The organism is Corynebacterium marambiense, assembly GCF_016342275.1.
Classification (GTDB): domain Bacteria; phylum Actinomycetota; class Actinomycetes; order Mycobacteriales; family Mycobacteriaceae; genus Corynebacterium; species Corynebacterium marambiense.
This window is the reverse complement of sequence record NZ_JAEIOT010000016.1, coordinates 152,821-175,265: the sequence shown is the minus strand read 5'-3', so window position 1 is coordinate 175,265 and position 22,445 is coordinate 152,821. Positions and strand designations below refer to the sequence as shown.

Here is a 22,445-nt window from a genome sequence, read left to right as displayed (position 1 = left end):
GCGGTCCGGACTGCTCGGTGTCGCGTTCGCAACCGGCGCCTGTTCCCGTCCTCGGGGGCGGGGAGACAGGGCGGTGCGGGCCGGATCATGTGTCAAATATAGAATCACCTCAGGACCGTTGGCTAGTGCCTGACGCACACGATGGATCACCTTCGTGGAAACGGAGACGCCAGTGCGCAGGGGGTTTCCACGACGGGCAGAGACACATACGGAACACACAGCGTGAGAGGACCAGATGAGCATCCGGGCACAGGTCGACGGTTGGCTAGCTGAGCACACCGATGAGCTGATCCGGTGGCGGAGGCACCTGCACACGCACCCTGAGCTGAGTCACATGGAGTACGACACCACCTCCTGGATCGCGGACACCCTGTCCGGGTACGGCATGGAACCGAAGTTCTTCCCCGGAACCGGCCTGATGGTCGACATCGGTCCCGATACCGGACATCGGATCGCGCTGCGTGCGGACATTGACGCCCTCCCGATTGAGGAGAAGGCGGACGTAGAGTTCAGCTCCCGCACCCCCGGGGTCATGCATGCGTGCGGCCACGACGTCCACTCGTCCGTTGTCATGGGTGCGGCATGTGCCCTGCACGCGGCCGACCTCAGCCACGGCGTGCGGATTATCTTCCAACCCGCTGAGGAGGTCATGGACGGGGGCGCCCCGGACGTCATCGCGTGGGGAGGGCTTGAGGACGTCGCCTCGATCTTCGCTGTCCATGTCGAGCCGAAACTCCGTACCGGGAAAATCGGGCTCCGTACCGGTGCGATCACCTCTGCGGCCGACATCCTCGAGGTCAAGGTGAGTGGTCCCGGCGGACACACATCCCGCCCGCAGATGACCTCGGACGTCGTCTACGCGCTGTCGAGCGTGGTGACACAGCTTCCCGCGCTGCTCAGCCGCAGGATAGATCCGCGGACCGGGACGGTACTCGTCTTCGGTTCGATCAACGCCGGATACGCGGCGAACGCGATCCCCGAGAACGGGCGGGTCTCCGGTACCCTCCGGACCGCAGACATCGGGGTGTGGCGTACGGCCGAGCCGCTCATCACCGAACTCATCGGTCAGATCATCGCGCCCACCGGCTGCTCCCACGAGGTTATCTATACGAAGGGCGTGCCGCCGGTGATCAACGACGATGTCGCTACCGCTCTGATGGCCAACGCCGCACGCGGAATCGACGCCCATTCGATCGTCGCGGCACCGCAGTCTTCCGGCGGTGAGGACTTCTCCTGGTACCTGGAACATGTCCCGGGTTCGATGGCCCGGCTCGGCTGCTGGTCCGGGACCGGACGCCAATTCGACCTACACCAAGGGGATTTCGTTGTCGACGAACGGTGCCTCGGTGTCGGTGTGCGCCTGTTCGGTGCCGTCGTTGACGGTTACTCCCGTGAGATGAACAAGGACACGCAGCGGCCCGTCGGACCGGACGGTTTCTTGCCTACCAGGTGACCCCGGGTCGGGTGGGAGATCGCGTGTGTGACCGGTGCACTAGACTTGACCTTGGGACAGCCCGCACTGTCCGTGGGAGGCGGCTCCGCCCGGCCCACGGTGTGGCCCGATACTGACGCACTGACTTACACCCGACGCGTACCTGGAGGATATCTGTGTCCAAGCGAATCGTGATCATCGGCGGTGGCCCCGCCGGCTACGAAGCCGCACTCGCCGGCTCGAAGTACGGCGCCGACATCACCCTGATCGAGGACCAGGGGCTCGGTGGATCCGCTGTCATCCATGACTGTGTCCCCTCGAAATCCTTCATCGCGGCCACCGGTATTCAGACCGATCTCCGGCGCGCGGACGACATGGGCCTCGAGCGGACCGAGACCTCCAATCTGCTCCAGCTCGACGACGTCAACGACCGTGTGAAGAACCTAGCCGCCGCGCAGTCCGCGGATGTCCGCACACAGATGGAATCGGCTGGGGTACGGCTGATCGACGGTCGCGCCCGGTTCGATGACTACAGACCCAAGCAGAGCACCCATTACATCGCGGTCACCCCGAACGACGGCGACACCGATGAGGTCATCGAGTGCGACCTCGTGCTCCTGGCCACGGGTGCCTCACCCCGGGTTCTCCCCGGCGCGCAGCCAGACGGGGAACGGATCCTCACGTGGCGTCAGGTCTACGACATCGACGAGCTGCCGGAGCACCTCATCGTCGTCGGTTCCGGTGTCACCGGAGCCGAGTTCGTCTCCGCGTTCGCGGAGCTCGGTGTGAAGGTGACCATGGTTGCCTCACGAGACCGGATCCTTCCGCACGACGACGCCGACGCTGCTGACGTCCTCGAGACGGTACTCGCTGAACGTGGTGTCTCCCTGGAGAAGCACGCCCGTGTGGAGTCGGTGACCCGCACCGACGACGGCGGGGTCTGTGTCCGGACAACCGACGGACGTGAGATCCTCGGTTCCCACGCCCTGATGACCGTCGGTTCCGTGCCCAACACGGAGAATCTCGGCCTGGAGACCGTCGGCGTCGAGACCGCCCCATCCGGCCACATCATCGTCGACCGGGTCTCCCGGACCTCCGTCGCCGGTATCTACGCCGCCGGTGACTGCTCTGATCTGTTCCCGCTGGCGTCCGTCGCGGCGATGCAGGGCCGGGTCGCGATGTACCACGCGCTCGGTGAGGGCGTGAGTCCGATCCGGTTGAAGACCGTCGCCACCGCCGTGTTCACCCGCCCGGAGATTGCTGCTGTGGGACACACCCAGAATGACATCGAGTCCGGTGAGGTCACCGCCCGGACCATCGTCCTGCCGCTGACAACGAACCCGCGGGCCAAGATGCGTTCCCTCCGGCATGGTTTCGTGAAGCTGTTCTGCCGGAGGAACTCCAGCCTCGTCATTGGCGGTGTGGTCGTCGCGCCGACCGCCTCCGAGCTGATCCTGCCGATAGCGGTCGCCGTGACCAACCGTCTGACCGTCGATGACCTGGCGAACACGTTCTCCGTGTATCCGACCCTATCGGGTTCGGTGACCGAGGCCGCCCGTCAGCTCGTCGCCCACGACGACCTGAGCTGACCGGGCCTATGAGAGGGGGGCGCCGGGCCGGGCGCCCCCCCTCTCAGCGTTTCTCGCATGAGGGGCTGAAGGCCCGGTAGGGCTCGTCGGGGGAGTAACGCTCGTCGATGTCGAGGGTGAGTCCCGTCGCGGGGAAAGCCCGCTGCCGGCAGTGTCCCCGCGGGCAGGTCCGGCACCCGGAACCGATGGGGGTCGCCGCGTCCGGGGTGAGCTCCAGCCCCCGGGAGTAGACCAGCTTGTGTGCTTGATCCAGATCACAGCCCAGACCGATCGCGAATTCACGCGGCACTTCGCCGTACTCCCGGGACTGACTACGGACGGTACGTGCCACCCACAGGTAGGTGCGGCCGTCGGGCATGGAGGCAATCTGGCGGACGATGTGCCCCGGATTCTCGAACGCCCGGTGAACGACCCATAATGGGCAGGAGCCACCCGTGCGGGAGAAGTGGAAGCCGGTCGCCGACTGTCGCTTCGAGATGTTCCCGGCCCGGTCGGTTCGGACGAAGAAGAAAGGGACCCCCTCGCTGCCCGGACGTTGGAGGGTGGACAGCCGGTGGGCGGTCGTCTCGAAGCCGGTCCCGAAGTGGGTGGCGATCCGGTCAATGTCGTGGTTGGTCGTCCGCGCGACCTCCCGGAACTCCGTGTACGGCATGACGACAGCCGCGGCGAAGTACTGGGCGAGACCGAAACGGCCCAGTTCCCGGGATTCGGTGGTGGGGAGTTCCGGGGAGTGCGCCAAGCGTGTCAGGAGGTCCCCGTGGACCAAGAACGCGAGTTGGAGGGCCAGCTCGAAGGTCTGCTGGGCCTCCGTGAGATCCGCCCGGAGCCGGACCGTTCCGGTGTTGTCGTCGAAGATGCGGCGTGGACCGCGGTCGTGTGCGTTGAACCGCACCGTCACCCCATGGGTGCCGTCGAGCAGCGCGGTCAGGCGGGTGAGCCGGAGACCCGGGCGACCCAGCGTAGCGGCGAACTGCTCCGCCCGGTCATCGAGTTCCGGGATGTGGTTGCGGTGCGCGTAGAAGTAGTCGCGGACGTGCTCGTACGCCGATGTCCTTCCCTCTGAAAGTGGAAGGTGGTGTACCTGGATATCTGACTCGGGGGTGTTGTGGGGGGTGTCTGCTCCGGTGGTGGCATTCGTGGAGTGGCGGTGGGTCAGGCGAAGTATCCCGCGGGCGATCTCCGGGTGCCGCTCGGTGAATTCGACGAGCTCGGCGTCGTCGACCCCGGACGTTCCGGCGAGCGTCAGGATGTCCTTCAGATCGGCGACCATGCGCGAGTTGGAGTCCGGGGCGAAATAGGAGGCGTCGACGTTGAATGTGCGGACGAAGGCCATCAGTGCGGTGATGGTCAATGGTCGCGCGTCGTTTTCCAGCTGGTTGAGGTAGCTGGTGGACAGGCCGATGCGCTTAGCCATCTCAGTCTGGGTGAGGTCTTCCGCCCGGCGCAGCGTCCGGATCCGTGCCCCCGCGTACATCTTCTCCATGGGTGTCACTTCCTGGTAAAGCGGCTGTGGCCTGACGTTTCCACAAGTTTTGCGGAAAGGCCGTTTCGATACCGCAGAATTATGCTCTTTCCGCAGCTTGGAGGGGTTGTGAACCACTGTATAGTCGGGCAACAAGATATCCGTTACATACCTCCGAACGGGGGTGTGTCGGAGACTGATTGCCCGTGACGCGACCACGCGCCAGCCCCGACCCCGATAGGACAGTCCATGGAGAACATCGAAGTCCGCACCCGCCGTTCCGCGGAGGAGTTCCCCCGCAGTGAACATCTCGCCCAGCGGATCGCCAACGTGGCGACCGATCCGGTGGAGGTCCCGGACGATACCCGGGAGATGATCATCAACCGGATCATCGACAACGCCGCAGTGTCGGCTGCATCCGTCCTCCGCCGCCCGGTCAGCGTCGCCCGTCGGCAGGCCACCGCGCATCCGACCGCTCAAGGTGGGGCCAAAGTCTTCGGTGCCCCAGGCAACTACTCCGCCGAATGGGCGGCCCTCGCCAACGGCACCGCCGTGCGTGAACTCGACTTCCACGACACCTTCCTCGCCGCCGAATACTCCCACCCCGGTGACAACATCCCACCGATCGTTGCGGTTGCCCAGCACCGTGGTGCAACCGGCCATGACCTGATCCGCGGTATCGCCACCGGATATGAGATCCAGGTCGACCTCGTCCGTGGCATGTGCCTCCACGAGCACAAGATCGACCACGTCGCCCATCTCGGCCCCTCCGTCGCCGCAGGTCTCGGAACGCTCCTCCACCTGGATGACGAGACGATCTACCAGGCCATCGGGCAGGCACTCCACACGACGACCGCGACCCGCCAGTCGCGGAAAGGCCTGATCTCGTCCTGGAAGGCCTTTGCCCCGGCGTTCGCCGGCAAGATGGCCATCGAATCCATCGACCGGGCCATGCGCGGCGAGGGTGCTCCGGCTCCGATCTGGGAGGGAGAGGACGGTGTCATCGCCTGGATGCTCGGCGGACCCGAGGCCAGCTACACTATCCCGCTGCCCGCCGCAGGCGAGGAAAAGCGGGCCATTCTCGACACCTTCACCAAGGAGCACTCCGCCGAGTACCAGTCCCAGGCACCCATCGACCTGGCACGCCGGATGCGGGAGCAGATCGGAGACCTCGCTCAGGTCGAGAAGATCGAACTCCACACCTCCCACCACACCCACTACGTCATCGGCACCGGGTCCAACGACCCGCAGAAGTTCGATCCCGACGCCTCGCGCGAAACCCTCGACCACTCAATCATGTACATCTTCGCCGTTGCCCTTGAGGACGGTGACTGGCACCACGAGCGCTCGTATGCACCCGAGCGGGCGCACCGCCCGGAGACCATCGAACTGTGGCGGAAGATCTCCACCGTGGAGGATCCGGAGTGGACGCGCCGCTACCACGCCGAGGACCCGAATGAGAAGGCCTTCGGTTGCCGCGCCGAGGTCACCTTGAAGGATGGCACCGTCATCACCGATGAGCTCGCCATCGCCGACGCCCACCCGCTGGGCGCCCGCCCCTTCGCCCGCGAGCAGTACATCACCAAGTTCCGGACCCTCGCCGAGGGCGTCGTCTCCGACGCCGAACAGAACCGCTTCCTCGACGTCGTCCAGCGCCTCGATGACCTCGGCTCCGGAGAACTCGACCAGCTCAACATCGAGCTCTCCGATGACGTGCTCGCCCGTGCACCCGAAACCCCGGAGGGGCTGTTCTAGATGACCAACCTGTTCTCCGCCGCAACCACTCCCACCGAACGTCGCGAGACCTTCCGCGCGGGACTCACAAGTGGCCGTATCCAGCGCATGCCAGGAGCGTTCTCCCCGCTGGTGGCCCGGGCTATTGCCGACGCGGGTTTCGAGGGGGTCTACGTCTCCGGCGCCGTCGTGGCTGCAGACCTGGCCTTGCCTGACATCGGACTAACCACCCTCACCGAGGTCGCCGGACGTGCACGGCAGATCGCCCGCGCCACGGAACTGCCCGTCCTCGTCGACGCCGACACCGGCTTCGGTGAGCCCATGTCCGCGGCCCGCACCGTCAGCGAACTCGAGGACGCAGGCCTCGCGGGCTGTCACCTGGAGGACCAGGTCAACCCCAAGCGCTGCGGTCACCTCGACGGCAAGGAGGTCGTGCCGACGGACGTGATGGTGCGTCGGCTCGGTGCCGCGGTCTCCGCCCGGCGCGACGACAGCTTCGTCATCTGCGCCCGGACCGACGCCGCCGGAACCGAGGGGATCGACGCCGCCATCGCACGGGCGAAGGCCTACGCCGACGCCGGTGCGGACATGATCTTCACCGAGGCACTCCGCACCCCGGCGGACTTCGAGAAGTTCCGGGCCGCCGTGGACATCCCCCTCCTGGCCAATATGACCGAGTTCGGCAAAACCGAGTTGATCGGAGCCGAGCTGCTCGAAGATATCGGCTATAACGCGGTGATCTACCCGGTCACCACCCTCCGTATCGCGATGGGACAGGTCGAGGATGCTCTCGCCGACATCGCCGCGACGGGTACCCAGACCGGGTGGCTCGACCGGATGCAGCACCGCTCCCGGCTCTACGAGCTCCTGCGCTACGCCGAGTACAACGTCTTCGACCAGAAGCTGTTCACCTACCGCCGACCTCCGGGCGACTAGGTGGACGGGGCCGGTCCCGTTCCTGACATTTCGGGGCCGGCCCACCACAAACTTCCCCGGACAACGCTGACACCAGCGATCCGGAAGCGACGCCGCGACCCAGGCGGACGTCGATCAGCAACCTCCGCATCCCCCCAGCTCACCTCTAAGGAGTATCCGTCATGTCCGAAAACACCCAGCCGACCATCCACAAGGGCCTCGGTGGCGTCGTCGTCGACTCCACCGCCGTGTCCAAGGTCGTCCCCGAAACCAACTCGCTCACCTACTGCGGCTACCCCGTGCAGGATCTCGCCGCGAACTGCAGCTTCGAAGAGGTGGCCTACCTCCTCTGGAACGGTGAGCTCCCCACGCCGGAGCAGCTGAGGGAGTTCTCTGACCGAGAGCGCTCACTCCGTGAACTCGAGCCGGGCCTGGTGGACCTGGTCCGCGGTCTTCCGACCACCTGTCACCCCATGGACGTGCTCCGTACCGCGGTGAGCTGGATTGGCACCCAGGACCCGGATGCCTACAGCCGCGATTCCGAGCACATCCGGGACAGTGGCATGCATCTGCTGGCCAAGCTGCCGACCATCGTCGCGCTAGACATGCGTCGTCGTCAGGGGCTGGACTTCATCGCCCCCGATCCGGAGCTGGGCTTCACGGAGAACTTCCTGTCCATGTCCTTCGGACGTGAGGAAGGCTCCCCGGCGCTGAACCCGGAGGACATCCACGCCTTCGATGTGTCGATGATTCTCTACGCCGAGCACTCCTTCAACGCCTCCACGTTCACCTCCCGTGTGGTCACCTCGACGATGTCGGACAGCTACTCCGCCATCACGGCCGCGATCGGAGCCCTCAAGGGGCCGCTGCACGGCGGCGCCAACGAGGCTGTCATGGAGACCATGCTCGAGATTGGGGATCCTGCTAACGCCGAACAGTGGGTCACCGACGCCCTGGCGAAGAAGCAGCTCATCATGGGCTTCGGCCACCGTGTCTACAAGAAGGGCGACTCCCGGGTCCCCACGATGGAGGCCGCTTTCAAGGCACTCGCCGAGAACCACGACGGTGCCAAATGGGTCGAGATGTACGACCGGATGGCGGCCACCGTCGATGAGGCCAAGGGAATGAAGCCCAACCTCGACTTCCCCTCCGGCCCCGCGTACTACCTGCTCGGTTTCGAGGTCGAGTTCTTCACCCCGCTGTTCGTGATGTCCCGGATCACGGGTTGGATCGCGCACATCATCGAGCAGAGCGAGGACAACCGACTGATCCGTCCCCTGTCGGCCTACCACGGCCCCGACCAGCGTGAGATTCCCTCCGGTCACGCCGCCTGACCCCACAGACCCGTCCCCGTCACCCCGTTCTCGGTCGTCCGGTGTGGCGGGGGCGCCCCAAACACCTGCGGATGATGGTCGCCACTTGGTAGATTATAAGGTGTCCTGCGCCACTGTCGCTTACGGCGGTGGCGTCGCGTCATTCTTATCGATGTCAATCCTCCGGCGACCCGCGACCCGGTCCACCGACCCCGTTGCCCGAGGGGAACCGGTTCAACCGTGATCCACAGTTCTAGTTCCAAGGAAGCAGACGAGATGCTGAAGAAGATACTGGTAGCCAACCGCGGAGAGATCGCCGTCCGTGCGTTCCGCGCCGCCTACGAGGTCGGTGCCACCACCGTCGCGGTCTACCCGCAGGAGGACCGCAATTCCTTCCACCGGAGCCACGCCACCGAGGCCTATCTGATCGGCAAGGATGATTCTCCGGTCAAGGCCTATCTCAACATCGACGAGATGATTCGGGTGGCGAAACTCTCCGGGGCGGACGCGATCTACCCGGGTTACGGTTTCCTCTCCGAGAACGCCCAGCTGGCGCGCGAATGCGCGGAGAACGGTATTACCTTCATCGGACCGTCTCCCGAGGTTCTTGACCTCACCGGAGACAAGTCACAGGCCGTCGCCGCGGCCCGCCGCGCCGGGCTACCGACCCTCAACGAGTCTCCGCCCACCGACGACATCGACGAGATCGTCCGACAGGCGGAGGGCCAGGAGTATCCGCTGTTCGTCAAGGCTGTTGCCGGTGGCGGTGGGCGTGGCATGCGCTTCATCGAGTCCCCCGACAAACTTGCGGCTCTCGCCGCCGAGGCCTCGCGTGAGGCGATGAGTGCCTTCGGTGATTCACGGGTGTACCTGGAACGAGCGGTGATCAAACCGCAGCATATCGAGGTGCAGATCCTCGGGGACCACACTGGTGAGGTCGTGCACCTCTTCGAACGTGACTGCTCGGTGCAGCGCCGCCACCAGAAGGTCGTCGAGATCGCCCCTGCGCAGCACATCACCCAGGAACAGCGTGAGGCGATCTGCGCCGATGCGGTGAAGTTCTGCCGGTCGATCAACTACACCGGGGCCGGCACCGTCGAGTTCCTGGTCGATGAGCAGGGGCGCCACGTCTTCATCGAGATGAATCCCCGCATCCAGGTCGAACACACCGTCACCGAGGAGGTCACCCTCGTCGACCTCGTGCGGGCCCAGTTGCAGCTCGCCGCGGGTGCGACTCTAAAGGAACTCGGCCTCACTCAGGATCGGATCGAGCTGAAGGGAGCAGCCCTGCAGTGCCGCATCACCACGGAGGATCCGGGTAACGGGTTCCGTCCGGACACCGGCATCGTCACCGCCTACCGGTCGCCGGGTGGTGCGGGTGTGCGTCTCGACGGCGCGGCACAGCTCGGGGGAGAGATCACGGCGCACTTCGACTCGATGCTCGTCAAGATGACCTGTCGTGGCGGTGACTTCACCGCCGCGGTCACCCGCGCCCAGCGGGCTCTGGCCGAATTTACCGTCGCCGGTGTCGCGACAAACATTGGTTTCCTCCGCGCGCTGCTGCGGGAGCCGGACTTCCAGAACAAGCGGATCGATACCTCCTTCATCAACGAACACCCGTGGCTGCTCGCTGCCCCGCCCGCGGACAACGAGGCAGGCCGGGTACTGAGCTTCCTGGCGGATACCACGGTTAACCGTCCCCATGGCCCCCGTCCCGAGGCGCCGCTGCCGTCGGACAAGCTGCCCACCCTGGATCCCGACGCACCGCTGCCCGAGGGCTCGCGCGACCGGCTGCTGAAGCTCGGCCCGAAAGCGTTCGCGGAGCAGCTGCGCGCTCAGCGCGCCGTGGCGGTCACCGAGACGACCTTCCGCGACGCTCACCAGTCGCTGCTCGCGACGCGGGTCCGTTCCAGTGCATTGGTCGACGCCGCACGCCATGTCGCCCACTCCACCCCCGATCTCCTGTCCGTCGAGGCGTGGGGCGGAGCGACCTACGACGTCGCAATGCGTTTCCTCTACGAGGATCCGTGGGAGCGGCTCGATGAACTGCGCCGAGCGATGCCCAACGTGAACATTCAGATGCTGCTGCGTGGTCGGAACACCGTCGGCTACACGCCCTATCCGGACACCGTCTGCAACGCGTTCGTCGAGGAGGCCGCACGGAGCGGTGTTGACATCTTCCGTATCTTCGACGCGCTCAACGACGTCTCCCAGATGCGTCCCGCGATCGATGCAGTCCTGTCCACCGGCACCGCCGTCGCGGAGGTCGCCATGGCGTACTCGGGTGACATGAGCAGTCCGAGTGAAAAGCTCTACACGCTGGACTACTACCTGAAGCTCGCGGAACAGATCGTCGAATCCGGGGCGCACGTGCTGGCGATCAAGGATATGGCGGGTCTGCTGCGTCCGATCGCGGCGACGAATCTCGTCTCTGCGCTGCGCAGTGAGTTCGACCTCCCGGTGCACGTGCACACCCACGACACCGCAGGTGGCCAGTTGGCCACCTACATCGCTGCGGTGAACGCCGGGGCGGACGCCATCGACGGTGCCTCGGCGCCGCTGTCCGGCACCACGTCCCAGCCGTCTCTGTCCGCGATCGTTGCCGCATTCGAGAATACCGAGCACGACACCGGCCTGGACATGCGCGCGGTCTGCGACCTTGAGCCCTACTGGGAGGCCGTCCGCCGCGTCTACGCACCGTTCGAATCCGGAACCCCGGGGCCGACCGGTCGCGTCTACCACCATGAGATTCCCGGCGGCCAGTTGTCGAACCTCCGTGCCCAGGCGACGGCGCTGGGGTTGGCCGACCGCTTCGAGCTCATCGAGGACAACTACGCCGCGGTGAACGAGATGCTGGGTCGCCCGACGAAGGTCACCCCGAGCTCCAAGGTCGTCGGTGATCTCGCCCTGCATCTCGTCGGTGCCGGTGTCGACCCGGCCGATTTCGTCGCAGACCCGCAGAAGTACGACATCCCCGATTCGGTGATCGCGTTCCTGCGTGGTGAACTCGGTACCCCGCCCGGCGGGTGGCCCGAGCCGTTGCGTTCCCGCGCTCTCGAAGGGCGCGCGGAGAAGCCCTCCACCTTGACCCCCGTCTCGGAGGATGATGCCGCGTTGCTCATCGACGAGGACCCGATGGTCCGACGTGCCACACTCGACCGGTTGCTTTTTCCGGCGCCTGCGAAGGAACTCGCCGAGCACCGGCGCCTGCACGGCGATACCACAGTGCTGGGTGACAACCAGTTCTTCTACGGACTCAATCACGGCGAGGAAATCACCGTCCGGCTACGCACCGGACAGGAGATCACCGTGCGCCTCGACGCCGTGTCTGAGGCCGACTCCAAGGGCATGTGCACCGTCGTCTGCACGGTCAACGGCCAGATCCGGCCCATCCGGGTCCGGAACCGTTCCGTGAAGTCCGAGACTCCCGAAGCGGAGAAGGCGGACACCTCGAATCCGGGGCATGTCGCGGCCCCGTTCGCTGGAGTCGTCACCGTCAATGCGAAGGACGGTGACAGTGTCGCCGCGGGAGACCCAGTCGCCATCATTGAGGCGATGAAGATGGAAGCCACCATTACCGCCCCCGTGGCCGGCCGGATCAGTCGCGTTGTTCTCGGAACCTCGGTCAAGGTGGAGGGCGGTGATCTGCTCGTCGTCATCGATCCGGCGGAGTAGATGCATCCAGGAACTCGGGCGCCTTTGTCCCGACGGTCACCGTCGGGACAAAGGCGCCCGTCTGCACCGGATCGTGGCCATCAACCGGCGGATCTGTCCCCAGAAGGGAGGAAAGTGAACAGTTGATGCCCTAAATGTTCACCGTTGGTAGTCTCGTGAACACTTGACCGGATAACTGTTCGTTCATCGCTGGAGTGGAAGAGACTGGAGGAGGGGTGGACGTGACTGAACGGGGATGGCCCTGTGTCCGCATCCGTGAACGCCCCTGGCAGCCCCGCAACACCGATCTGTTGTCCCCACGTCGGCGCACACGGCTCCCCGCCACCTACCGGGAATCGGTGGTCCCGGAGATCTCAGGTGTGACACTTAGCCTTCCGACGGATCTGTTCGCCGAGATAGAGGCGGCGACCCTGGAGATCGTCCGCTTCGATGCCGCCCGGCACACCTCACTGTTGCCGTTCACCGCCCTGCTGCTTCGTAGCGAAGCCAGCGCCTCCTCACGGATAGAACGCTTGACCGTCTCGTCGCGGAAACTGGTCGAGGAAGAGATGTTCGGCGCCGATCAACCCGGCTCACGGGGCAACGCACCCGAGATCGTCGCCAATATCAGAGCCATGGAGCTGGCGTCCGGGACGGTCGATCCATTGAGCCCCGGGACCATCCTCGAGATGCACCGCATACTGATGGAGCGCACCAACCCGGAGATCGCGGGCCAGTTCCGTGGTGAACCCGTGTGGATCGGTGGGTCGGATCTCAGCCCCGCAGGCGCGGAATTCGTCGCCCCTGATAGTGCTGCAGTCCCCGACCTCATCGACGACCTCTGTGCGTTCATGCGGCGGACGGATCTTCCGGTGCTGGCGAAGATCGCGGTGGCGCACGCCCAGTTCGAGACGATTCACCCGTTCGCCGACGGCAACGGCAGGACAGGGCGGGCGCTCGTCCATGTGCTGCTGCGCAATGCCGATCTGACGGCGACCGCGGCGCTACCGCTCTCCGCGCGACTGCTCACGCGGGTCGCGGACTACTTCTTCGCCCTGACGGCCTATCGTGCAGGCGATCCCGAACCTGTCATCCGGTTGTTCACCACGTGTGCACGCCAGGCGGCTGAACTCGGTGTGGACACCGCCGTTGAACTCCGTTCCATGCGTGACATGGAGTGGGAACCGCTACTCACCTCACGGGCGGACGCCGCCGACCGGAAGATCTGCGATCTCCTGACCTCGCAACCGGTGGTCGACGTCACCACGGTGACGGACAACCTCGGCTGCACCGGGATCACCGCACGGCGGGCACTGTCGTCTCTGGAGGAGGCGGGAATAGTCGTGGCATACCAGATCGGGAAGCGACGCCGGGCCTGGCGGGCGCCTGCCGTCCTGGAACTGATGGATGACGTCGCGGAGGGGATCGGACGCCGGCTGGCCGACTAGTCCACCCAGTTCAGTGTCCGTTCCACCGCCTTGTGCCACCCCGCGTACAGGCTCTCCCGCTCGGTTTCCAGCATGGTCGGCTGGTAGGTGTGTTCCTCCCGCCACATCGTGCGGATTTCGTCGGTGGAGGAGTAGATCCCGGCGGCGAGCCCGGCGGCGTATGCCGCGCCCAGGGCGGTCGTTTCGTGCACCGCGGGCACCGTCACCGGGACGCCCAACTGGTCGGCCTGGAACTGCATGAGCAGTTCATTGGACACCATGCCGCCGTCCACCCGTAGCGCAGTCAGAGGAACCCCGGAGTCGGCGTTCATGGCCTCCACGACCTCCCGGGTCTGATAGGCCACAGCCTCGAGCGCTGCGCGGGCGATGTGGCCCTTGTTGTTGAAGCGGGTCAGTCCGGCGATCACACCACGTGCATCATCCCGCCAGTGCGGGGCCAGCAGCCCGGAGAAGGCCGGGACGATGTAGCAGCCACCGTTGTCGTTGACCGTTCGCGCCAGCCGCTCCACCTCGGGGGCGGTGCGGATGATCCCGAGGTTGTCCCGCAGCCACTGCACCAGGGAACCGGTCACCGCAATCGAGCCCTCCAGGGCAAACACGGTGGGCTCATTGCCGATCTTGTAGCAGATCGTCGAGATCAGCCCGTGTTCCGAGCGTTTGACCTTCGTCCCCGTGTTGAGCAGGAGGAAGTTTCCTGTGCCATAGGTGTTCTTCGCCTCGCCCGGTTCCAGGCACGCCTGGCCGAAGGTGGCGGCCTGCTGGTCTCCCAGGATCCCGCCGATCGGTACCCCGTAGAAGTCACCTGTCCGGGTCACCGTCCCCAGGTCACCGGAGGAGGGGACGATCTCCGGCAGCATCGACTCTGGAATACCGAGTGCTGCGCACAGCTCCGAGTCCCACGTCTGCGTCTCCAGATCCATCAGCATGGTGCGGGAGGCGTTGGTGACGTCGGTGATGTGCCGTTCGCCCCGGGTCAGGTTCCACACCAGCCACGTGTCCATCGTGCCGACGAGCAGCTCACCGGATTCCGCGCGTGATCGCACTCCGGGAACGGTGTCCAAGAGCCAGGCGATCTTCGGCCCCGAGAAGTAGGTGGATACCGGCAGGCCGGTACGGGTGAACAGGTCGGGATCGAGTCCGGCGCAAATCTGCTTGGTGCGGGTGTCCTGCCAGACGATTGCGTTGTGGACCGGTGTGCCCGTCGCCGCGTCCCAGACGACGACGGTCTCCCGCTGGTTGGTGATGCCGAGGGTCGCGATGTCGCCGGGGTTCACATCCGAGCGGGCGACCGAGTCGGCGAGGACACGCCTGGTGTTCGCCCAGATCTCGGTCGCGTCGTGTTCGACCCAGCCCGCCCGGGGGAAGATCTGTCGGTGCTCGAGCTGTGACGTCGCGAGCGTGGTGCCCTGGGCGTCGAAGAGGATGCAGCGTGTCGACGTCGTGCCGTGGTCAAGCGCGGCGATGATTGCTGCGTCCCTCCGGTCGCGGTTCCGCTTCCGGTGACTCCGGCCGGTGACCCTGCCGACCATCTCGCTGACCTCGCTCATGGCGCCACGGCCGGAACTCATCGGAGAGTCAGTCCGCAGAAGCCCCGGGCCCAGCGTTCGACGGTGCCGGTGCCCTCGATGACACCGTCACCCACGGATTTCGGGGGGAGGGTCGGGTCGTTGGGCAGCATTCTGTCTGGGTCGCCGGCGGGCACCACTTCCAGGCTCGCCTCACCGTCTCCGTGGATGGTGAGGGTGGCGAGGGCGAGCATGAACACCGAGGTCTGCTCGCAGATCGCCCAGGTGTAGGCATTGTCAGCCGTCCAGTCGGCGCGCGCCCTATCGACGAAATCCGGTTCCACGGGCCTTCCGAATACCTCGCCGAGTGCCGGGCGGTCGTCGATCCGGTCGTCGTCGTGCAGGGGGCGGGCGTAGAACCTGCCGCCGTTGATCTCCATCGGTTCCATGCAGCCCAGTTTACGGAACTACTGATCCGGGAGAAGGTGATTCTCGAGGAATGGAAGGTCCTATTCTCAGTTATTCCGGCCGGGGCGGCGGTTGCGGCGTTCGAGCTGCCGCAATGAAGGCGCGTACCAGCTGTCGGGACCGACGTTGAGGATGAACAGCGCGATAGCGGCGAGTGCCCAGACGGCCAACGGCAACACGCTCGCGGTCGCGGCGGTGGTGGTCATGCAGACCACACCTATGCCCAGGAAAATACCTATCCGGGTGCGGAGTCCAGACGTGCGGCCAGACACCGGACGCGTGTTGACGGACTCGGTGGAGCGTGGAGCGTCTCCGCGCGCGGGGAGATCCGCGAGGATGACCTCCAGATCACCAGCCGTCCGGCAACCGGGTACCGCCGCAGACCGTTCCTCGAAATCGGAGATCGTGAGATGCCCCGTTTCGAGGTAACCGGCGAGCAGATCCAGGGCCCGGGTACGGTCGGTATCACCGATTCGTGTCTCTCGCGCCGGGAGCGCGGGGCCTGTGGCAGGGAGATGTCGGGAGGTGTCGGGCTTCATGGTTCCAGTGTAGAGCCGAGGGGAGGGTGTGAATGGGAAACGCTCCCCCCCGGAAGTCGGGAGGGAGCGTTTCGGCGAAGTGGAACGTACTACTTGATCTCCATCAGGACCGCGCCCTTGTTGACGCCGGCGCCGGCCTCGCAGTCGAGGCCGGTCACGGTGCCCGACTTGTGGGCCTTGACGGGATTCTCCATCTTCATGGCTTCGAGAACGACGACGGTGTCCCCCTCGTTGACCTCCTGGCCCTCCTCGACATTCACCTTGATCACGGTGCCCTGCATGGGGGCTGCGACCGCGTCTCCGGATACGGCCTTCTTCGCACCACCGGCGCGGCGCTTCTTGGTCTTCTTCTTGGCCGCACCTCCGCCGAGGGCGAGGTCGCCGGGCAGCGCAACTTCGACGCGACGGCCGTTGATCTCGACGACGACCTTCTTGGCGGGAACCGACTCGTCCTCGTCCTCCGCATCGGCGGGATCGACGAACGGCTCGATGGTGTTCTCCCACTCCTCCTCGATCCACTTGGTGTAGATGTCGAAGCCCTCGTCATCGCCGACGAAGGCGGGATGCTCGACCATGTGGCGGTGGAAGGGGAGTGCGGTGGGAAGACCTTCAATGACGTATTCGGCCAGTGCACGACGCGAGCGCTCGAGTGCCTCAGTGCGGGTCTCACCGAAGACGATGAGCTTGGCGAGCATGGAGTCGAACTGGCCGCCGATGACCGAGCCCTCGACGATACCGGAGTCCATCCGGACGCCCGGGCCCGAGGGCTCGACGTACTTCGTGACCTTGCCGGGAGCAGGCATGAAGTTGTTGCCGGCATCCTCGCCGTTGATACGGAACTCGAAGGCGTGGCCACGCGGCTTCGGGTCTTCCTTGAGATGCAGCTCAGCGCCTTCGGCGATGCGGAACTGCTCGCGTACCAGATCCAGGCCGGTGGTGGCCTCGGTGACTGGGTGCTCGACCTGGAGGCGGGTGTTGACCTCAAGGAATGAGATCAGGCCGTCGGCGCCGACGAGGTACTCGACGGTACCCGCACCGTAGTAGCCGGCCTCGCGGCAGATGGCCTTCGCGGATTCGTGCAGACGGCTGCGCTGATCGTCGGTCAGGAAGGGGGCGGGGGCCTCCTCGATGACCTTCTGGAAACGGCGCTGGAGGGAGCAGTCACGGGTGCCAGCGACGATGACGTTACCGTGCTGGTCGGCGAGGACCTGGCACTCCACATGGCGGGCTTTGTCCAGGTAGCGCTCCACGAAGCACTCACCGCGACCGAACGCGGCGGTGGCCTCTCGGGTTGCGGAGTCGAAGAGGTCGGCGACCTCCTCCATCTCGTAGGCGACCTTCATTCCGCGACCGCCGCCGCCGAAGGCAGCCTTGATAGCGATGGGCAGGCCGTGTTCCTCGGCGAAGGCGACGCATTCCTCGGCGTTCTTGACCGGTTCCTTGGTCCCCGGCGCCATTGGGGCGTTGGCCTTCAGCGCGATATGGCGTGCCGTGACCTTATCGCCGAGGTCACGGATGGACTGCGGGGAGGGGCCGATCCAGATGAGTCCGGCATCGATGACCGCCTGCGCGAACTCACCGTTCTCGGAGAGGAAGCCGTAGCCCGGGTGGATCGCGTTCGCACCGGACTTCTTGGCGGCGTCCAGGATCTTGTCGAAGACGAGGTAGGACTCGGCGGAGTTCTGTCCACCGAGGGCGAAGGCCTCGTCTGCCATGGTCACGAACGGCGCGTCCGCGTCCGGCTCAGCGTAGACGGCGACGCTGGTGATGCCTGCGTCCCGGGCGGCCCGGAAAACGCGGATGGCGATCTCACCGCGGTTGGCCACCAGAACCTTGGTGATCTTCTTCGTCTCGACGGTCACTGAAAACACTCCTGATAGATTGCTGCGCCACCGACGAGCGCACCCCGACGGGGGCGGACGTGGGCGGGCCTGACATTTTTACCGTGGAGTTCGGCTCTGACGAGTCGCAGACACGTCAGAGCCGAACTGCGGAATACCCCACATTCTTGCACAACGTGGGGGCTGGTTTGGGCGGGAATACTGTATCTGGGGCAGCTTCTCTGCCGCTACGGGGGTAAGAGGGGGTGGTGATTGTCGTGTGAACTGCGGAGTTGAACATTGTTCATTTGTGGGTGGGGGCGCTGGGGGTGGCATTCGGGGCTTTCCCCGGCTCCGGCCCCACGGCAATCGGCATCCGCACCATGTTCCCCCACTCGATCCAGGATCCGTCGTAGTTGCGCACTGCCTCGAAACCGAGCAGGTGTTTCAGCACGAACCAGGTGTGGGCACTGCGGTCGCCGACACGGCAGTACACGATCGTCGGTTCTTTCGGATCGAGACCCGAGTAGATCTCCTCCAGCTCCTCTCGGGACCGAAAGCGGCTGTTTGGGTGGACGGATCGGTTCCATTCGACATTCACCGCGGTGGGGATGTGACCGCCGCGCATGACGAACTCCCAAGGATCGGAGGTGGCAGGTGCAGGATCACCGGCGTACTCGGCAGGGGATCGGACATCGACCAGGGGGCCGTTTCCGATCTGTGCGAAAGCGTCATCAACGAAGGCGCGGAGCTCCGCTTCGTTGCGTTCAGGCACCGGGTAGTCCGTCCGGGGATACTCTGGGACCACGTACGAGGTCTCCCGTTCCTCGGCCATCCAGGCGTCACGTCCACCGTTGAGAAGACGGACATCGGGGTGCCCGTAGAGCTCAAACACCCACAGCGTGAAACTCGCCCACCAGTTGGAGCGGTCTCCGTAGATGACCACCGTGTCGTCCCTGGATATGCCCTTTGACCGCATCAACTCGGCGAAGACCTCCGGGCTGATGAAATCTCGCTGGACTGGATCATTGAGTTCCCGCCGCCAGTCGATCCGGATCGCACCAGGAATGTGTCCGATGTCGTAGAGGAGCAGATCCTCATCGGATTCGACGACCTTGAGCCCTTTGCCGCCCAGACGGGCACTCAGCCACGCGGCTTCGACGAGGCGGTCCGGGTGGGCGTAGCCCTGCTTCTCCTGTGACCCGGGGATGGCGGTTGGCGGGTTCTGACCGGATACTGCGGACATCGGTTCCTCTTCTTCGTGGCTCTCGGATGCGACAAACGGCGGAGGTCGCCGGATGTGGAGCGCCGTGTGGCGCACACGTGATCCAAGCATATTATGTCGTGCAGCTCACGGCATCCGGGTGGAGCTGGTGTGGGCTTAGTTACGTTGTTTCCGCAACTCCGATCCGGTCCGCGGATCTGACATAGCCTTGAGATGTCCGGTGGAGTGTCGGACCGGGTTCCGGGGTACTGGAATACGGTCGGCCGCGGACACGCTATCCCGCACCAACTGAAGCGCCCGAAAAAGGAGAATTTACGTGCACAAGAGCATTGTCGTTTTCGAGGTCGAAGGCGGCTCCGACAAGTTCATTGACGGCCACCGCAAGGACACCATGCCCATCGTCCGAGCCATCCGTGAGAAGGGATGGAACGCGGAGGTCGTATTCTACCGCCCGGAGTGGGCCGATGCCCTCTTCGACTACGTGTCGAGCAACTTCGACGCCTACATCTCCCGCGTCAACCCCGGTAACATCCCCGGTGGCGAGCGGGGTTACTTCGACCTGTTGACCCGGCTGTCCGATGAGGCCGGTCTTGTCGGAATGTCCCGGCCCGACGAGATGATGTCCTACGGCGCAAAGGACGCGCTGGTGAAGCTCGCCGACACCGATCTCGTCCCCGAGGACACCTACGCATACTACGACGTCGAGAACTTCCACGAGACGTTCCCCTCATCCCTGTCCTACGGTGAGCGCGTACTCAAGCAGAACCGTGGCTCCACCGGATCCGGGATCTGGCGTGTGCAGCTCGTCGACAAGGAACTTGCTGCCTCCGTCGAACCCGGAACGTCCCTACCCCTCGACACCAAGCTCAAGTGCACTGAGGCCGTGGACAACCACACCGAGGTCCGCGAACTCGGCGAGTTCATGGACTTCTGCGACCAGTACATCATCGGAGACAACGGCATGCTCGTGGACATGCGCTTCATGCCGCGCATCGTCGAGGGGGAGATCCGTATCCTCCTGGTCGGCCCCCACCCCGTCTTCGTCGTGCACAAGAAGCCCGCCGCCGGCGGCGACAACTTCTCTGCCACCCTGTTCTCCGGTGCGAAGTACACCTACGATAAGCCGGAGGCGTGGCAGGAGCTCATCGACCAGTTCGCCGCGGCCCGCCCGGTCATCGCCGAGAAGCTCGGTGGTGACAACATCCCGTTGATCTGGACCGCCGACTTCATGCTCGCCGACGGTGCCGACGGCGGCGATGATTACGTCCTGGGCGAGATCAACTGCTCCTGCGTCGGATTCACCTCCGAGTTGGACATGGGGATCCAGGAGCTCGTCGCTGAAGAGGCTATCAAGCGCGTCGAGGAGAAGAACCGCGCCTGATCCCCGGCAACGGACGAACCGCTCACCACGATGTACACGCACCGGGTGGGCGGTTCCTCGTCACAGGTCAGGAATCGAGAAGATCCGCGACACTCTCCGGATCACAGTCGGAGAGCAGGGCACGGCACCGGTCATACTCGTTGTCCTCCCCGATCAGGCGTGCAGCGCGAGCGAGTGCCGCGATGGCACGGAGCACGCCCCGGTTCGGTTCGTGTGAGTAGGGGACGGGGCCGAAACCCTTCCAGCCGTTTCCCCGGAGACGGTCAAGCCCCCTGTGGTAGCCCGTGCGGGAGAGCGCATAGGCGGTGATCGCGTCGGTGTCGGAGGCCGTGTCGGCTGCTGCCGACGCGAGCGCGTGCTCCGCGAGGATGGCCCAGACGAGCGGGGACTCGGGATATTCCCGTGCCTTGATGGCGAGGAATGAGATATCGTCTGGGGCGTCGGCGACCGCGGTGGCCGCCGGGTCAATGGGGAGGGTGACGGGCGGTGGGGCGAGCATGTCCTTGAACTGGTTCATGTCGCCAACCCTACGTGGTTGGGGCAGGAAGGGCCGACCACCCGGAGCATCGCCGGTTTAGCTGGATCCCTGATGGCGGAGCATCGCCCGGGGCGCGGCCGCGGCGTCCCTCCGCATCTGCTCGAGGGAATCGTCCAGATAGACCTTCTGCACGGTGCGACCGCGGTACTCGAAGATCCACGCCAGATTCAGCTGCTCCGCGGCGACGTAGACGGCGTACCTGCCCCCGTTTGAGGAACTGTAACCGTGGACGGGACGTCCGTATGCGGCGGTCGCCTCCGCGAGGCTTGATCCTTTTCTGATGCCCTCTGGGGTATGCGGCATCCCGATACGGGTGACCACGCCGTCGGCGGCGTAATACTCTGCGCCCTCAAAGACGTAGCGCACCCTGGCTGAACCGGTCTCGAGGAAGACGGGGTTGCCGGACACAGGGAAGCTACCGTTCAATGCCCGGATCTGGGCAACGGACTGCCCCACGGTGATGCCGTTGACGTGGATGTCCCCGAGGCCGTCCGTGACGACGATGACCGGGGTACCCGGGAATGGGGCGGGTATCTCCCCGTTCCCGGCGGAGGGTGATCCGGTGAGGAGCTGGGCGATGAGCGTCAGCACCGTACCGAGTGCGCCGAGTAGAGCCAGGAACTGCTGCATGGGTCCGAGCCTAACAATACGGGCGGTACGCTGCACCGAACATGTCGAGACCCACCCCGTTCCGGCTCGACCGTCAGTTCACCGTGACGTGGTTGATGCGGACTTCCTCGGCGGGGGCACCGTCCGCGGAGCCGCCGGCGGCACCCTTCTCCGCGATCTCCTCCAGGATCTTCATCCCGTCCGGCTCGACTGTGCCGAACATCGTGTAGCTCGGCGGTAGCGGGGAGTCGGCGTAATTCATGAAGAACTGGGATCCGTTGGTCCCCGGTCCGGCGTTCGCCATCGCCAGAACCCCTGCCGCGTACAGGGGCGATTCGCCCGAACCGACCGGATACTCGTCGGCGTAGGTGAATCCCGGTCCACCGGTTCCCGTTCCGGTGGGATCCCCGCACTGCAACACGTAGATACCCGACGTGGTGATCCTGTGGCAGACGGTGTCGTCGTAGTAGCCCGCCCGGGCGAGATGGGTGATCGCGTTGACCGTACACGGGGCGCGATCACCGTCGAGGCTCACCGGAATCTCACCGGCGCTGGTGTCCAGCGTCATGGAAACGGTGCCGCGTTCCGGCTCCGACGGGGGCAGATCGACGTCCTTCGCCGCTGCGCGGGAGGCCGTGTACTCACACGATTCCGCAGCGGCCGTCGTCTCCGGTTGCGTCGCACTGCCGGTGGTCGTGGAGTCCTCGGTGTCGTTCGACGAGCCGCAGGCCGCGGCGAGGAGCGCCGTGGCGGCGAGAAGACCGGATAGAGCTGTCCTGGTGTTGTTCATAACCGGAGTTTAGCCGCCGGGGT

General features: G+C 65.3%; 17 protein-coding genes. 8 read left to right on the top strand and 9 right to left on the bottom strand.

Features of this window, described 5'->3' with window-relative positions; all coding sequences use genetic code 11:
* Positions 1-235: 235 nt before the first annotated feature.
* Positions 236-1,453, top strand: coding sequence for a M20 family metallopeptidase (locus JDV76_RS12165; RefSeq protein ID WP_198737165.1), 1,218 nt, complete (start codon positions 236-238; stop codon positions 1,451-1,453).
* Positions 1,454-1,608: 155 nt separating this feature from the next.
* The gene (locus JDV76_RS12160; RefSeq protein WP_198737164.1) at positions 1,609-3,021 is read left to right on the top strand and encodes an NAD(P)H-quinone dehydrogenase; all 1,413 of its coding nucleotides are present in this window, start codon (positions 1,609-1,611) and stop codon (positions 3,019-3,021) included.
* A gap of 43 nt (positions 3,022-3,064) precedes the next feature.
* Here JDV76_RS12160 and JDV76_RS12155 read toward each other — a convergent pair whose 3' ends face one another.
* Complete coding sequence (locus JDV76_RS12155; RefSeq protein WP_198737163.1) at positions 3,065-4,504, bottom strand: short-chain fatty acyl-CoA regulator family protein; 1,440 nt, start codon at positions 4,502-4,504, stop codon at positions 3,065-3,067.
* Positions 4,505-4,732: 228 nt separating this feature from the next.
* On the opposite strand from JDV76_RS12155, the gene prpD reads away from it, so the two are divergent.
* The 5 genes from prpD (at position 4,733) to JDV76_RS12740 (ending at position 13,547) form a co-directional block, all read left to right on the top strand.
* On the top strand, positions 4,733-6,238 hold the full coding sequence (gene prpD / locus JDV76_RS12150; RefSeq protein WP_198737162.1) for a 2-methylcitrate dehydratase PrpD: 1,506 nt from the start codon (positions 4,733-4,735) through the stop codon (positions 6,236-6,238).
* Positions 6,239-7,153: a methylisocitrate lyase gene (prpB, locus tag JDV76_RS12145; RefSeq protein WP_198737161.1), complete on the top strand. Its 915-nt coding sequence runs from the start codon at positions 6,239-6,241 to the stop codon at positions 7,151-7,153. It begins immediately after the preceding gene.
* A 161-nt stretch (positions 7,154-7,314) separates the two neighbouring features.
* Positions 7,315-8,466: a bifunctional 2-methylcitrate synthase/citrate synthase gene (locus JDV76_RS12140; protein ID WP_198737160.1), complete on the top strand. Its 1,152-nt coding sequence runs from the start codon at positions 7,315-7,317 to the stop codon at positions 8,464-8,466.
* A 255-nt stretch (positions 8,467-8,721) separates the two neighbouring features.
* Positions 8,722-12,120 (top strand): pyruvate carboxylase, encoded by a 3,399-nt coding sequence (locus tag JDV76_RS12135; RefSeq protein ID WP_198737217.1) that lies wholly within the window; start codon positions 8,722-8,724, stop codon positions 12,118-12,120.
* Positions 12,121-12,341: 221 nt separating this feature from the next.
* Positions 12,342-13,547, top strand: a complete 1,206-nt coding sequence (locus JDV76_RS12740) for a Fic family protein (protein ID WP_198737159.1) — start codon at positions 12,342-12,344, stop codon at positions 13,545-13,547.
* Here JDV76_RS12740 and glpK read toward each other — a convergent pair.
* The 5 genes from glpK to JDV76_RS12105 form a co-directional block, all read right to left on the bottom strand.
* Positions 13,544-15,076, bottom strand: coding sequence for a glycerol kinase GlpK (gene glpK / locus JDV76_RS12125; protein WP_198737216.1), 1,533 nt, complete (start codon positions 15,074-15,076; stop codon positions 13,544-13,546). The two genes, JDV76_RS12740 and glpK, sit on opposite strands and share 4 nt — an antisense overlap.
* A gap of 35 nt (positions 15,077-15,111) precedes the next feature.
* Positions 15,112-15,501, bottom strand: coding sequence for a hypothetical protein (locus tag JDV76_RS12120; RefSeq protein WP_198737158.1), 390 nt, complete (start codon positions 15,499-15,501; stop codon positions 15,112-15,114).
* A 66-nt stretch (positions 15,502-15,567) separates the two neighbouring features.
* Complete coding sequence (locus JDV76_RS12115) at positions 15,568-16,059, bottom strand: DUF1707 SHOCT-like domain-containing protein (protein ID WP_198737157.1); 492 nt, start codon at positions 16,057-16,059, stop codon at positions 15,568-15,570.
* Positions 16,060-16,148: 89 nt separating this feature from the next.
* A complete protein-coding gene (locus JDV76_RS12110; RefSeq protein WP_198737156.1) occupies positions 16,149-17,921 on the bottom strand; it encodes an acetyl/propionyl/methylcrotonyl-CoA carboxylase subunit alpha in 1,773 nt (590 codons plus the stop codon).
* A 262-nt stretch (positions 17,922-18,183) separates the two neighbouring features.
* A complete protein-coding gene (locus tag JDV76_RS12105) occupies positions 18,184-19,125 on the bottom strand; it encodes a sulfurtransferase (RefSeq protein WP_198737155.1) in 942 nt (313 codons plus the stop codon).
* A 295-nt stretch (positions 19,126-19,420) separates the two neighbouring features.
* Between JDV76_RS12105 and JDV76_RS12100 the strand changes: the two genes are divergently transcribed.
* The gene (locus JDV76_RS12100) at positions 19,421-20,485 is read left to right on the top strand and encodes a Cj0069 family protein (protein WP_198737154.1); all 1,065 of its coding nucleotides are present in this window, start codon (positions 19,421-19,423) and stop codon (positions 20,483-20,485) included.
* A 67-nt stretch (positions 20,486-20,552) separates the two neighbouring features.
* Here the strand turns inward: JDV76_RS12100 and JDV76_RS12095 are convergent, their stop codons facing one another.
* The 3 genes from JDV76_RS12095 to JDV76_RS12085 form a co-directional block, all read right to left on the bottom strand.
* Positions 20,553-21,002 carry a DUF3151 domain-containing protein gene (locus JDV76_RS12095; protein WP_198737153.1) on the bottom strand — a complete coding sequence of 150 codons (450 nt, stop codon included), beginning with the start codon at positions 21,000-21,002 and terminating at the stop codon, positions 20,553-20,555.
* A 57-nt stretch (positions 21,003-21,059) separates the two neighbouring features.
* On the bottom strand, positions 21,060-21,653 hold the full coding sequence (locus tag JDV76_RS12090) for a hypothetical protein (RefSeq protein WP_198737152.1): 594 nt from the start codon (positions 21,651-21,653) through the stop codon (positions 21,060-21,062).
* A 73-nt stretch (positions 21,654-21,726) separates the two neighbouring features.
* Positions 21,727-22,422 carry a peptidylprolyl isomerase gene (locus JDV76_RS12085; RefSeq protein ID WP_198737151.1) on the bottom strand — a complete coding sequence of 232 codons (696 nt, stop codon included), beginning with the start codon at positions 22,420-22,422 and terminating at the stop codon, positions 21,727-21,729.
* Positions 22,423-22,445 lie beyond the last annotated feature (23 nt).